The organism is Luteibacter sp. CQ10 (assembly GCF_040900725.1).
Lineage (GTDB): Bacteria > Pseudomonadota > Gammaproteobacteria > Xanthomonadales > Rhodanobacteraceae > Luteibacter.
This window is the reverse complement of sequence record NZ_JAEUYM010000004.1, coordinates 189797-201608: the sequence shown is the minus strand read 5'-3', so window position 1 is coordinate 201608 and position 11812 is coordinate 189797. Positions and strand designations below refer to the sequence as shown.

Below are 11812 nucleotides of genomic sequence, written 5' to 3'. Positions count from 1 at the left end.
TCGCGCACGATGGCCGTCCGCCTTGCGTTCGGTCAGAAGCGGAAGCCGACCTTCGCGTAGTAATACCGCCCGTTGAAGCCGAAGGGCGACAACGCCGAGTACTGCAGGCCGCTGAAATAGTCCTCGCCGGTGTTCGTCGGGCTCACGCGCGTCGGGTACTGGTTGGTGACGTTGTCGACGCCCAGCGTGAAGCTCCACGCGTCGAGCGTGTAGCCCGCCGACGTGTTCAGCAGCCACCGCGCGGCGAACGTCTGGTCCGTCGACGCGTCGGTCGTCACGCGCGTGACCGCGCCGTAGCGGGTGAGGTCGGCGTGCGCATGGAAGCCGCCGTGCGACCAGTCGCCGCCGAGGACGTATTTGGTGCGTGGCGTGGCCTTGGTCAGCAGGCCCTGGCTCGAGCGGCCGAACAGTTCGATGCCCTCCGACGCGTTCGCCTGCAGGATGGCCGGGGTGGCGGCCACGTCGAGCACTTTCACCTTGTTGTAGTTGCCGCTGGCCATCAGGTCGAATTCGCCGGCGTTCGTGGTGGGAATGCGGTAATTCACCACCAGGTCCGCGCCGCGCGTGCGCGTGGTCGCCGCATTGGCGAAGTACTGGACGGCCGTGACCTGCTGGCCGGGCACCACGCTGTTGAAGTACGCGGCGAGCACCGGATCGGTGAGGCTGATCGTGTCGGAGTACAGGATCTGGTTCCAGATGCGGATCTGGTACACGTCCAGCGTGGCGCTCAGGTTCGTGAGCGGTTCCCACACGGCCCCGAGGCCGTAATTGAAGGATTTCTCCGGTTTGAGCGCCTTCGCGCCGAGGGCGACCGCGGCCGGGTCGGAGGTGCGATACGTGCCGGTCTGCGCGAGCTGCCCCGTGCTGGGATCGATGATCGTCACGACGGACTGGTAATTCTGCTGCGCGAGCGACGGGGCACGGAAGCCGTTGGAGACCGTGCCGCGCAACGCGAAGTCCGGCGTGAACTGGTAGCGCATCGAGACCTTGCCCGAACGGGTCGCGCCCGCGTCGCTGTAATGCTCGTAGCGTCCGGCGATGCCGGCGGAGAACCGATCGGTGACGTCGGTTTCCAGATCGACGTAGGCCGCCTGGCTGTGGCGGGTGAAGCTTCCCGCGGCGGAGGGCGAGAGGCCGGGGAAGACCTGCGCGCCACCGGCGTACGGGGTATCGGTGCCGGGAATCAGGGTGGCCTGGTTGAAGTAGTACGAATCCGGATCGCCCGCGTCGATCTGGTACTTCTCCCTGCGGTACTCGGCACCGAACGCGAGCGTCAGCGGATTGGGCAGCCAGCCCACGCTGAAGTCCTTGCCGATGTCCACGTTGGCGAGCGCCTGCGAATTCTTGAAGGTGCCCGCGTTGAAGTACGTCGGCGACTGGCCGGTGGAGTAGTAGAGGTTGGTGTTGATGCTGTGGGCGACGTCGAAAACGAGCGAATTGATGCCGTAGTTGCCCGAAGCGTCCCAGCGCCAGCCACCATCGGTCGTGCCCTTGATGCCGAGGATGGCGGTGCTGTCGTTGGTGTGGTTGACGATCTGCGGGAGGAAGCCGTCGGGATACACCTCGGGCACATTGCGGGCGTTGGTGGCGCCGCGGTAATAGCCGTTCGACGTCACGTCGCGCCGGCTCAGGCTGAGCACGCCGTACAGGTCCACGTTATGCGCCACGGCGTACTGGAAGTTGGTGAGCGCCTGGTAGGTCTTCACCGCGGGATCGCCGTAACGCTGGTGCGCGATATTGCCGTCGGCCGCCTCTTCGGGCGTGAACAGGCTCAGGGGCGCCGCGCGGTTGGTGTTCATGGTGTTCTGGTAATTCCACGCCACGCGCAGCCAGCCCTTGGCGTCGGCGCCCTTGCCGCCCAGGTCGACGCCCATCGAGCCATCGATGCCGTTCGTCGCGCCGTCGCCCTTGTCCATGACGCCGCCGTTGGCGGTGATGATGTTCGATCCCGCCGCGGCGCCGTGTTTGAGCACGATGTTGATCACTCCCGCGATGGCGTCGGAGCCGTACTGCGCCGCGGCGCCGTCGCGCAGCACCTCGATGTGGTCGATGGCCGAGATGGGAATGGAATTGAGGTCCGCCGGCGCCGAGCCGCGGCCGACGGAGGCGTTGTAATTGACCAGCGCGGAGGTGTGGTAACGCTTGCCGTCGACGAGCACCAGCGTTGCGTCCGGCGACAGGCCGCGCAGGCTGGCCGGGCGTATCGCGTCGTTGCCGTCGTTGATGGCCGGGCGGGGGAAGTCGAGCGAGGGCAGGAGCCGGGCCAGCGCCGTGGCCAGTTCCGGGCTGCCGGTGGACGTAAGGTCCCGTGGGGTGAGCACGTCGATAGGGGACAGCGAGCTGGCTTCCGTGCGCGTCGTCGTGCGGGTGCCGGTCACGACGACCTGGTCGAGCTGTCGTGCCTCGCCCGCCTGGGGCGGTGAAGCCGCTTCCTGGGCGTAACCGGGGGTTACGATCGTGAGGCCAAGGATCGGTAGCCAGCGGCTTCCGGGCTTGCGTCGGAGGGTCGTGCCTTTCGTCATCGGTGCTTTCCCCAGGGCGATCTTGTCGGCACGCGGGGCGCGGCACACCCCGCGACACGGCCGGCGGCCGTGTTGGATCGAGGCTAGGCAGGGCTGTTGCGGTGCGTCAATACGACAGTTTCGTTTTGCGCCAATAAGGGGAAAGTGCGCTACGAAACACCTTAAAAAAGGGATTTGGTACGAAACTGGCTTGTTTCGCCATTTTGGTGCAATGCGAAAAAGCCGGCGGCATTCGTCGGGTGTGGCGGTGCCCCGTTACCCGGGCGCAGGATTGAAAAGGCCGCGCGCCACCCGATAATGGCCGGCTGGTGCTCCCGAGGAAGCCTTTCCATGCCCATCTACGAATTCCAGTGCCAGGCCTGCGGCCACCGCTTCGACCGCCTGCAGAAGATTTCCGACCCCGATCCCACCGTCTGCCCGAACTGCGGCGAACCCCGCGTGGGCCGCATGCTGAGCGCCCCCCAGTTCCGCCTGGCTGGCGGCGGCTGGTACGAGACGGATTTCAAGAAAGACGGCGACAAAAAGCGCAACCTGGCCGACAACGGCTCGTCCGCCCCGGCTCCCGCGCCCGCCCCGGCACCGGCGCCCGCGTCGTCGAGTTCGTCGGACACGTAATCTTCCCGCAAGAATCCATTCAATCCGCGTTGCAGTTTCTTGCGATAGCGTGGCCTCCGACGATCGGTCGCAACTGACGAGGAAGTAGGGGCATGCGTGCATTTCTTGGTGGGATCGCCGTGGCGGCGATGGCGTTCGCGATGGGGGCGGTGTCGTTCCCGGCACAGGCCCAGCGCTACGGTGGCGGCGATACCCGCGATTGCGGAAGCAAGGACGGCCATCGCGGCGAATGCCGTGTCGGCTGGCGTGACGCCCGCCTGGTCCGGCAAGACTCGAAGGCGGCCTGCATCCGTGGTCGCACATGGGACATCGACCGTGGCGTGCTATGGGTCGACGACGGCTGCCGCGGCATCTTCGCCGAAGCCGGTGGCTGGGGTGGCGACCGCCCGGGCTGGGGCGGCGGACGTCCCGGCGGCGGCTGGGGTGGCGGCCGCTACCAGGAAGTGGATTGCGGCAGCCGCGACGGCCGTCGCGGCTTCTGTCCCGTCGACACGCGTGGCGGCGTGCGCCTGGTCCGGCAGAACTCGGATGCCCGTTGCCAGGAAGGCTACAGCTGGGGCGCCACGCGCGACGGCATCTGGGTCGACCACGGTTGCCGCGGGTTCTTCGGCGTAGGCGGTCGCTGAGGTATTCGCGGCCGGGACACTGCCGGCCTCTGGGTTTCGCCGCGGGCCGGTCCCGCGGCGATTCCGCCGGTTCTCGCGGCAGGAAAGGCCCCGGATCTGCTACGATCCGGGGTCTTTTCCCACGCCATTCACCGCCCTGGGGCGGCCGGAGCTTCAAGCGCATGCGCACCCATTTTTGCGGCCTCATCGACGAGTCGCTGATCGGCAAGGACGTGACCCTTTGTGGTTGGGTCAACACCATTCGCCTCCAGAGCCATACGGCCTTCGTCGATCTCCGTGACCATGAGGGCATCGCCCAGATCGTGATCGAGCGCGACAACGCCGCCGCCTTCGCCGTCGCCGGCGAACTGGGCTACGAATACGTGGTGAAGGTCGCCGGCCAGGTCCGCAAGCGCATCTCGGTCAACGACAAGCTCAAGACCGGCACCGTCGAGTTGGTGGCCGACACCGTCGAGATCCTCAACGCCGCGCGCGACCTGCCGTTCGCGCTGCACGAGACGCCCAACGAGGACCTGCGGATGACCTACCGCTACCTCGACCTGCGCCGTCCCGAGATGCAGCACATGATGCGCACGCGCACCGCGCTGGTCCGCGCCCTGCGCCGCTATCTCGATGCCGCCGGCTTCCAGGACATCGAAACCCCGATCCTCACCAAGGCCACGCCGGAAGGCGCGCGCGACTACCTGGTGCCCAGCCGCGTGCACGCGGGTCAGTTCTACGCGTTGCCGCAGTCGCCACAGCTGTTCAAGCAGATCCTGATGATGGCGGGCTTCGACCGCTACTACCAGATCGCCCGCTGCTTCCGCGACGAAGACCTCCGCGCCGACCGCCAGCCGGAGTTCACCCAGCTCGACCTCGAGTTCGCCTTCGTCGAAGAGCACCACGTGCAGGACTTCGTCGAAGACCTCATCCGCCACGTGTTCCGCGAGGTGCGCGGCGTGGAGCTCGACGCGCGTTTCCCGCGCATGACCTACGAAGAGGCGATGCGCCGCTACGGCTCCGACAAGCCCGACCTGCGCAACCCGCTGGAACTGGTGGACGTGGCCGACGCGGTGAAGCACATCGAGTTCAAGGTGTTCGCCGAGCCGGCCAACGACCCGGCCGGCCGTGTGGCGGCGTTGCGCGTGCCCGGCGGCGCCGCGCTGTCGCGCAAGGAGATCGACGGCCTCGCCGAATTCGCCGGCAAGTACGGCGCGAAGGGCCTGGCCTGGCTCAAGGTCGACGACCTCGCCAAGGGCCGCGAGGGCATCAACTCGCCGGTGGCCAAGTTCCTCGACGATGCCGCGCTCGAACAGGTGCTGACGCTCACCGGCGCCGCCGACGGCGACATCGTGTTCTTCGGCGCGGGCCGCTGGAAGACCGTCACCGACTTCATGGGCGCCGTGCGCCTGAAGGTCGGCCGCGATCGCGGCTTCGTCGAGAACACCTGGAAGCCGGTGTGGGTCACCGACTTCCCCATGTTCGAATACGACGACGAAGAACAGCGTTTCGTCGCGCTCCACCATCCGTTCACCGCGCCCAAGGTCGACGACATCGCCGACCTGCGTGCCAACGCCGCCGTCGCGGTGAGCCGCGGCTACGACATGGTGCTCAACGGTAACGAGATCGGCGGCGGATCCATCCGCATCCACCGTCCGGAGATGCAGAGCGCGGTGTTCGACCTGCTCGGCATCGGCGCGGAAGAGGCCGAGGCCAAGTTCGGCTTCCTGCTCAAGGCGCTGCGCCTGGGCGCGCCGCCCCACGGCGGCCTGGCCTTCGGCATCGACCGCATCGCCGCGCTCATGGCCGGCACCGAGTCGATCCGCGACGTCATCGCCTTCCCGAAGACCACCAGCGCGCAGGATCTGATGACCGACGCGCCGTCGCCGGTGTCCGAGCCGCAGCTGAAGGAACTGCACGTACGGGTGGCCGCGGAGCCGCCGAAGGCCTGATCGGTCCGGTTTGCCGATGAATGCCCTGCCTCCCGTCGACGTCCTCCTGCTCCACGGCCTGTGGATGCGCGGGTTCGCGATGGCGATGCTGCATCGTCGTCTGCGTGACGAGGGGTTCCGCGTCCACCAGTTCGAATACATGAGCGTGGCCGCGCCGCCGGAACAGGCCATCGAGCGTCTGCGCCGGCGCATCCGTGGGCTGGGCCCCGGTCCGGTCCACGTGGTGGGGCATAGCCTGGGCGGCATCCTGGCCTTGCTGGCCTGTCGTGACGACGACCTTCCCGACGGTCGCATCGTCTGCCTGGGCTCACCGCTCAATGGCAGCGGCGCCGCGCGGGGGCTTACCCACAGCTGGGGCGGCGACATGCTGCTGGGCCGCTCGCGTGAACTGCTCGAACACGGGCTCGACCGCTGGGACGGCCATCGCGAGGTCGGCATGATCGCCGGGCGCCAGCCCGTGGGCCTGGGTTCCCTCATCGGCGAACTGGGTGACCAGCACGACGGCACGGTGGGCGTGGAGGAAACCCGGTTGCCCGGACTGGCTGCCCATTGCGTGCTGGAAACCAGCCATACGGGGATGCTCGTATCGGCCGACGTGGCCCGGCAGGTGGCGGTTTTTCTGAGGGAGGGGCGTTTCGACGTCGCTTGAACCGGGCGCGCCCGCAAGCCTGATTCGCCGATACGATCGGCTCCCACCCCTTTGCCGGGGAGCTTGCTACCGAAGGGGTGGGAGCCGATCGTATCGGCGAATCCCGGTCGCGACATCGCCCCGATTCCCTTCGCGAGACCCACTTCCGCTAGAATCCCGCCCCTGTCCGTCCGGTATGTCCAGGAATCGAACATGGGTAGAGGCCCGTCCATCGAAGGTCGCAAGAACGCCGAAGACGCCAAGCGCGCCAAGGTGTTCACCAAGCTGATCCGCGAAATCACCATCGCCACGCGTGGCGGCGTGCCCGACCCGGCCGGCAATCCGCGCCTGCGCGCGGCCGTCGACAAGGCCCTGGCCGCCAACATGACCAAGGACACCATCGAGCGCGCGATCAAGCGCGGCTCGGGTGCCGACGGCGGCGCCGACATGCACGAGATCCGCTACGAGGGCTACGGCCCGGCGGGCACCGCGCTCATCATCGACTGCGTCACCGACAACCAGACGCGCACCGTCGCAGACGTGCGCGCGGCGCTCACCAAGCTGGGCGGCAACATGGGCACCACCAATTCGGTGGCGTTCCAGTTCACTCGCGTGGGCCAGGTGGTGGTACACACCGGCGGCGACGCCGACGTGGAGGCGAAGCTCGAAGAAGCCGCCATCGAGAACAACGCGGAAGACATCGTCATCGAAAACGGCATCGGCACGGTGCTGCTCGCCGCCGATCCGATCGCGGTGGAAGCCATGCGCAAGGCGCTGGCCGCCGCCGGCTTCGAGATCGACGGCTCCGACGTGGTGATGCGTCCGAACGGCCCGCTGGTCACGCCCACGGGCGAAGCCCTCGAACAGTTCCAGAAGCTGCTGGCCCGCCTGGACAGCCTCGACGACGTGGACGAGGTGTACCACAACGCCATCCTTCCGCAGGAAGCGGACGACGAGTGAGGCCTTCGCGGCCTCCTTCGCACCCGCCCGTGTTACATCCGCTGTCATGACCCGCATCCTCGGCATCGATCCGGGCAGTCAACGCACGGGCGTCGGCGTGATCGACGTGGCGGACAACGGCGCGCTCACCCACGTGTGGCACGGCGCGCTGATGGTGGCGGGCGAAGAGACCTTTCCCCTGCGCCTGAAACGCATCTTTGACGAACTCTGCGCCATCATCGGCGCGCACGGTCCGGCGGAAGCCGCGATCGAGCGCGTCTTCATGGCGCGCAACGCGGATTCGGCCCTCAAGCTGGGCCAGGCGCGCGGCGCGGCCGTATGTGCGGTGGTCAGCCAGGGAATCGTGGTGCACGAATACGCAGCGACCGAGGTGAAACAGGCGGTGGTCGGTACCGGCCGCGCCGACAAGACCCAGGTCCAGCATATGATCGGGATGATCCTCGGCATCAAGGGTCCGCTTCAGGCGGACGCGGCCGACGCGCTGGCGATCGCCATCGCCCATGCGCACACCCGTTCCAGCATCCACCGCGTGGGTATCCCGCGCACGGCATGGAGACGTCGCCGATGATCGGCCGCCTGCGTGGCACTCTCATAAGCAAGCAACCGCCGTCGCTCCTCATCGAGGTGGGTGGCGTCGGTTACGAGGTCGACGCCCCCATGTCGACCATCTACGACCTGCCGGCCACCGGCAAGGAAGTGATCCTGCTCACCCATTACGCGGTGAAGGAAGACGGCGTGTCGCTCTACGGTTTCCTTCGCGAAGCCGAGCGCGCCATGTTCCGTCACCTGCTCAAGGTGAGCGGCATCGGCGCGAAGATCGCTCTGGCCGTGCTCTCGGGCGTGGCCACCGACGAGCTTTCGCGCCTGGTGCACGCGGGCGACGTGGTCGCCCTCACCAAGATTCCGGGCATCGGCAAGAAGACCGCCGAACGCATGGTGGTGGAGTTGCGCGACCGCGTCGACGCGGTGGGCGTGCGCCTGCCGGTGTCCGCGGTGGGTGAGGCGGTGCCCGCCGATCCCGTGGGCGAGGCCACGGTGGCCCTCCAACAACTGGGCTACAAACCGCCCGAAGCCCTCCGCCTGGTCACCAAGGTGGCCGCCGAGGGCGATTCGGCCGAAGCCATCATCCGCAAGGCGCTGCGCGCCGCGCTGGGGAGTTGAAATCCATGGGCATGACCCACGAGGAAGAGCTGCGCAACGCGCACGGCAGGAAGCTCGCCACGCTCGCCCTGGGCGCCATCGGCGTCGTGTTCGGCGACATCGGCACCAGTCCGCTCTACACCATGAAGGAAACCCTCGGCACGCACGGGATGACCCCGCAGCCCGAGGCCGTGCTGGGCGTGCTTTCGCTGATCTTCTGGTCGTTGCTGATGGTGATCTCGCTCAAGTACGTCACCTTCGTGATGCGCGCCGACAACAAGGGCGAGGGCGGCATCATGGCGCTCATGGCCCTGGCGCAGCGAAGCGTCAGCGGTTCGCCCCGCGCGCGCTGGGTGCTGGCCGCCATCGGTATCTTCGGCGCCTCGCTGTTCTACGGCGACGGCGTGATCACGCCAGCCATGTCGGTGCTCTCGGCGGTGGAAGGCCTGGAGGTCGCGGCGCCCACGCTCGATACCTACGTGCTGCCCATCTGCCTGGTGATCCTGCTGGTGCTGTTCGCCATCCAGCGGCACGGCACCAATCTCGTGGGCAAGGCGTTCGCGCCGGTGATGGTGGTGTGGTTCCTCGTGCTGGCCGTGCTCGGCATGCGCCAGATCATGGCGCATCCGCAGGTACTGTTCGCGCTCGATCCGCGCCACGCGGTGAGCTTCTTCATGTCGCACGGCAAGCAGGCCTTCATCGCCCTCGGCGGCGTGGTGCTGGCGCTCACCGGCGGCGAGGCGCTGTATGCCGACATGGGCCACTTCGGCAAGAAGCCCATTCGCTATGCGTGGTTCTTCTTCGTGCTGCCCGCGCTGCTGATCAACTATTTCGGCCAGGGCGCGCTGCTGCTGCACGACCAGACCGCCATCGAGAACCCGTTCTACAAGCTGGTGCCCGAGAACCTGCTGTACCCCATGATCGCCCTGGCCACCGCCGCGGCCGTGATCGCGTCGCAGGCGGTCATTTCCGGCGCGTTCTCGATGACGCGCGAAGCGATGTCGCTGGGCTACTCGCCGCGCATGGCCGTGGTGCATACCTCGCGCGAGATGTCCGGGCAGATCTTCGTGCCCTGGATCAACCGCCTGCTGCTCGTACTGGTAGTGCTGGCCGTGCTGGGCTTCCGCTCGTCGAACAACCTCGGCGCGGCCTACGGCATCGCCGTGACCGGCACGATGACCATGACCACGCTGCTGGCGCTGGTGGTGGCCAAGCGCCGCTGGAACTGGCACTGGTCGGCGGTGATCGCCGTGGGCGTGATCTTCCTCATCACCGATCTCGCGTTCTTCGGCGCCAACGCGCTGAAGATCGCCCATGGCGGCTGGTTCCCGCTGGTGCTGGGCGTGGTGATCTTCACCGTGATGACCACCTGGCGCCGTGGCCGCGACCTCGTGGTGCGCGAGATCAAGCAATCCGGCCTCGCGCTCGAACCGTTCGTGGCCAACATCGCCGACCACCCGCCGCTGCGCGTGCCGGGCACGGCCGTGTTCCTCACCGCCAACCAGAATTCCGTGCCGCACGCGATGCTGCACAACCTCAAGCACAACAAGGTGCTGCACGAGCGCAACGTGCTGCTCACCGTCGAAATGCTGGAGACCCCGGTGGCCGATTACGACGAGCGCATGGAACTCATCGAATACGGCGGTGGCTTCTACGGCCTGCAATTGCGCTACGGTTTCGCGGAAGACCCGAACATCCCGCTCTCGTTGTCGCGCGCGAGCAGCCTGGGCATCGACTTCGACATGATGGACACCACGTTCTTCCTGTCGCGCGAAACCATCGTGGCGGACGTGCGTCGCCCCGGCATGGCCCTGTGGCGCGACAAGCTCTTCGCCTTCCTCGCCCGCAACGCGCTGCCGGCCACGGCGTTCTTCCAGATCCCGGGCAACCGGCTGATCGAGCTGGGTGCGCAGGTCGAGATTTGACCTCCCACCCCCTCTGGTAGATGCCATAATGCGGCCATGTCCGAGCACCGCATCATTTCCTCCGCCGCCGCCATGGACGACGAGGCGCTGGAAGCCAGCATCCGCCCGAAACGCCTGGCCGAGTATCTCGGCCAGCGGGCGGTGCGCGAGCAGATGGCCATCTATATCGAGGCCGCCAAGCGGCGCGGCGGGGCGCTCGACCACACGCTGATCTTCGGTCCGCCCGGCCTGGGCAAGACCACGCTCTCCCACGTGATCGCCAACGAGCTGGGCGTGAACGTGCGCTCCACGTCCGGTCCGGTGCTCGAGCGCGCGGGCGACCTCGCGGCGCTGCTCACCAACCTCGAGGCGCACGACGTGCTCTTCGTCGACGAGATCCATCGCCTTTCGCCAGTGGTGGAGGAAGTGCTCTACCCGGCGATGGAAGACTTCCAGATCGACATCATGATCGGCGAGGGCCCCGCGGCCCGGTCGATCAAGCTCGATCTGCCGCCGTTCACGCTGATCGGTGCCACTACGCGCGCCGGCCTGCTCACCGGTCCGCTGCGCGACCGTTTCGGCATCATCCAGCGTCTGGAGTTCTATAGCGTCGACGAGCTGACGGCCATCGTGCGCCGTGCGGCACGCATCTTCGGCGTGGAGTGCGACGTGGAGGGCGCGATGGAAATCGCCCGCCGTTCGCGCGGTACGCCGCGCATCGCCAACCGGCTGCTGCGCCGCGTGCGCGACTTTGCCGAGGTGCGCGGCGACGGCCGCATCGACCACGCCCTGGCCAGGGCGGCTACCGACATGCTCAAGGTCGACGCCGAGGGCTTCGACGATCTCGATCGCCGCCTGCTGGGCATCATCATCGAAAACTTCGATGGCGGCCCGGTAGGCGTCGAGTCGTTGGCCGCCGCGCTCAGCGAAGACCGCGGCACGCTCGAGGACGTGGTCGAGCCCTATCTCATCCAGCAGGGCTTCCTGATCCGCACGGCGCGAGGTCGCATGGCCTCGGCCAAGGCCTGGCGCCACCTGGGACTCAACCCGCCGCCACGGCAGGCCGCGACGCCCGATCTTTTCCAGGACGAGCCATGAGCGTCTTCCAATGGCCCATCCGCATCTATTGGGAAGACACCGATGCGGGGGGCCTGGTCTACCACGCCAATTACGTCCGCTTCATGGAGCGGGCGCGCTCGGAGTGGATGCGCGCCCAAACCATCGACCAGAGTACCCTGCGGTCCACCACGGGCCTGGGCTTCGTCGTCCGCGACATGCAGATCGATTTCCTTCGTCCGGCCCGTCTGGATGATGAACTCCTGGTAAGCGTGGCCGTCAAAGAGCACCGTTCAGCCAGTATCCTTTTCGATCAGGAGATCGTTCGCGGGGATGCGGCCCTGGTGCGCGCCACGGTGCGCGTGGCTTGCGTCAATTTCGACACGATGCGGCCGGCCCTGGTGCCGGACGGCCTGTTTCCTGCCTGACC

Annotated in this window: 11 protein-coding genes; 10 read left to right on the top strand and 1 reads right to left on the bottom strand. The window is 67.3% G+C overall.

Annotated features, from left to right (window positions below):
• Positions 1-32: 32 nt before the first annotated feature.
• Entirely contained in the window at positions 33-2522 is a 2490-nt protein-coding gene (locus tag JNG39_RS16820) for a TonB-dependent receptor plug domain-containing protein (RefSeq protein ID WP_368313061.1), read from the bottom strand.
• A gap of 330 nt (positions 2523-2852) precedes the next feature.
• Between JNG39_RS16820 and JNG39_RS16815 the strand changes: the two genes are divergently transcribed.
• The 10 genes from JNG39_RS16815 (at position 2853) to ybgC (ending at position 11810) form a co-directional block, all read left to right on the top strand.
• The gene (locus JNG39_RS16815; RefSeq protein ID WP_368313060.1) at positions 2853-3137 is read left to right on the top strand and encodes an FmdB family zinc ribbon protein; all 285 of its coding nucleotides are present in this window, start codon (positions 2853-2855) and stop codon (positions 3135-3137) included.
• 92 nt (positions 3138-3229) lie between these two features.
• Positions 3230-3763 (top strand): DUF3011 domain-containing protein, encoded by a 534-nt coding sequence (locus JNG39_RS16810; protein WP_368313059.1) that lies wholly within the window; start codon positions 3230-3232, stop codon positions 3761-3763.
• 161 nt (positions 3764-3924) lie between these two features.
• Positions 3925-5694: an aspartate--tRNA ligase gene (gene aspS, locus JNG39_RS16805; protein WP_368313057.1), complete on the top strand. Its 1770-nt coding sequence runs from the start codon at positions 3925-3927 to the stop codon at positions 5692-5694.
• 16 nt (positions 5695-5710) lie between these two features.
• Complete coding sequence (locus JNG39_RS16800) at positions 5711-6343, top strand: esterase/lipase family protein (protein ID WP_368313055.1); 633 nt, start codon at positions 5711-5713, stop codon at positions 6341-6343.
• 192 nt (positions 6344-6535) lie between these two features.
• Complete coding sequence (locus JNG39_RS16795) at positions 6536-7282, top strand: YebC/PmpR family DNA-binding transcriptional regulator (RefSeq protein WP_144915503.1); 747 nt, start codon at positions 6536-6538, stop codon at positions 7280-7282.
• Positions 7283-7328: 46 nt separating this feature from the next.
• Entirely contained in the window at positions 7329-7850 is a 522-nt protein-coding gene (ruvC, locus tag JNG39_RS16790) for a crossover junction endodeoxyribonuclease RuvC (protein WP_368313054.1), read from the top strand.
• Complete coding sequence (gene ruvA, locus JNG39_RS16785) at positions 7847-8443, top strand: Holliday junction branch migration protein RuvA (protein WP_368313052.1); 597 nt, start codon at positions 7847-7849, stop codon at positions 8441-8443. Before ruvC ends, ruvA begins: the two co-directional genes overlap by 4 nt.
• Positions 8444-8448: 5 nt before the next feature.
• Positions 8449-10347, top strand: coding sequence for a potassium transporter Kup (locus tag JNG39_RS16780; RefSeq protein WP_368313051.1), 1899 nt, complete (start codon positions 8449-8451; stop codon positions 10345-10347).
• Between the two features lie 36 nt (positions 10348-10383).
• Positions 10384-11424 (top strand): Holliday junction branch migration DNA helicase RuvB, encoded by a 1041-nt coding sequence (gene ruvB / locus JNG39_RS16775; RefSeq protein WP_368313049.1) that lies wholly within the window; start codon positions 10384-10386, stop codon positions 11422-11424.
• Positions 11421-11810 carry a tol-pal system-associated acyl-CoA thioesterase gene (ybgC, locus tag JNG39_RS16770; RefSeq protein WP_368313048.1) on the top strand — a complete coding sequence of 130 codons (390 nt, stop codon included), beginning with the start codon at positions 11421-11423 and terminating at the stop codon, positions 11808-11810. Before ruvB ends, ybgC begins: the two co-directional genes overlap by 4 nt.
• The last annotated feature ends 2 nt before the right edge of the window (positions 11811-11812 follow it).

Bases quoted from the DNA above. Each gene is read 5' to 3' on its own strand.
- JNG39_RS16820 (WP_368313061.1), bottom strand. From the start codon at position 2,522: ATGACGAAAGGCACGACCCTCCGACGCAAGCCCGGAAGCCGCTGGCTA.
- JNG39_RS16815 (WP_368313060.1), top strand. From the start codon at position 2,853: ATGCCCATCTACGAATTCCAGTGCCAGGCCTGCGGCCACCGCTTCGAC.
- JNG39_RS16810 (WP_368313059.1), top strand. From the start codon at position 3,230: ATGCGTGCATTTCTTGGTGGGATCGCCGTGGCGGCGATGGCGTTCGCG.
- aspS (WP_368313057.1), top strand. From the start codon at position 3,925: ATGCGCACCCATTTTTGCGGCCTCATCGACGAGTCGCTGATCGGCAAG.
- JNG39_RS16800 (WP_368313055.1), top strand. From the start codon at position 5,711: ATGAATGCCCTGCCTCCCGTCGACGTCCTCCTGCTCCACGGCCTGTGG.
- JNG39_RS16795 (WP_144915503.1), top strand. From the start codon at position 6,536: ATGGGTAGAGGCCCGTCCATCGAAGGTCGCAAGAACGCCGAAGACGCC.
- ruvC (WP_368313054.1), top strand. From the start codon at position 7,329: ATGACCCGCATCCTCGGCATCGATCCGGGCAGTCAACGCACGGGCGTC.
- ruvA (WP_368313052.1), top strand. From the start codon at position 7,847: ATGATCGGCCGCCTGCGTGGCACTCTCATAAGCAAGCAACCGCCGTCG.
- JNG39_RS16780 (WP_368313051.1), top strand. From the start codon at position 8,449: ATGGGCATGACCCACGAGGAAGAGCTGCGCAACGCGCACGGCAGGAAG.
- ruvB (WP_368313049.1), top strand. From the start codon at position 10,384: ATGTCCGAGCACCGCATCATTTCCTCCGCCGCCGCCATGGACGACGAG.
- ybgC (WP_368313048.1), top strand. From the start codon at position 11,421: ATGAGCGTCTTCCAATGGCCCATCCGCATCTATTGGGAAGACACCGAT.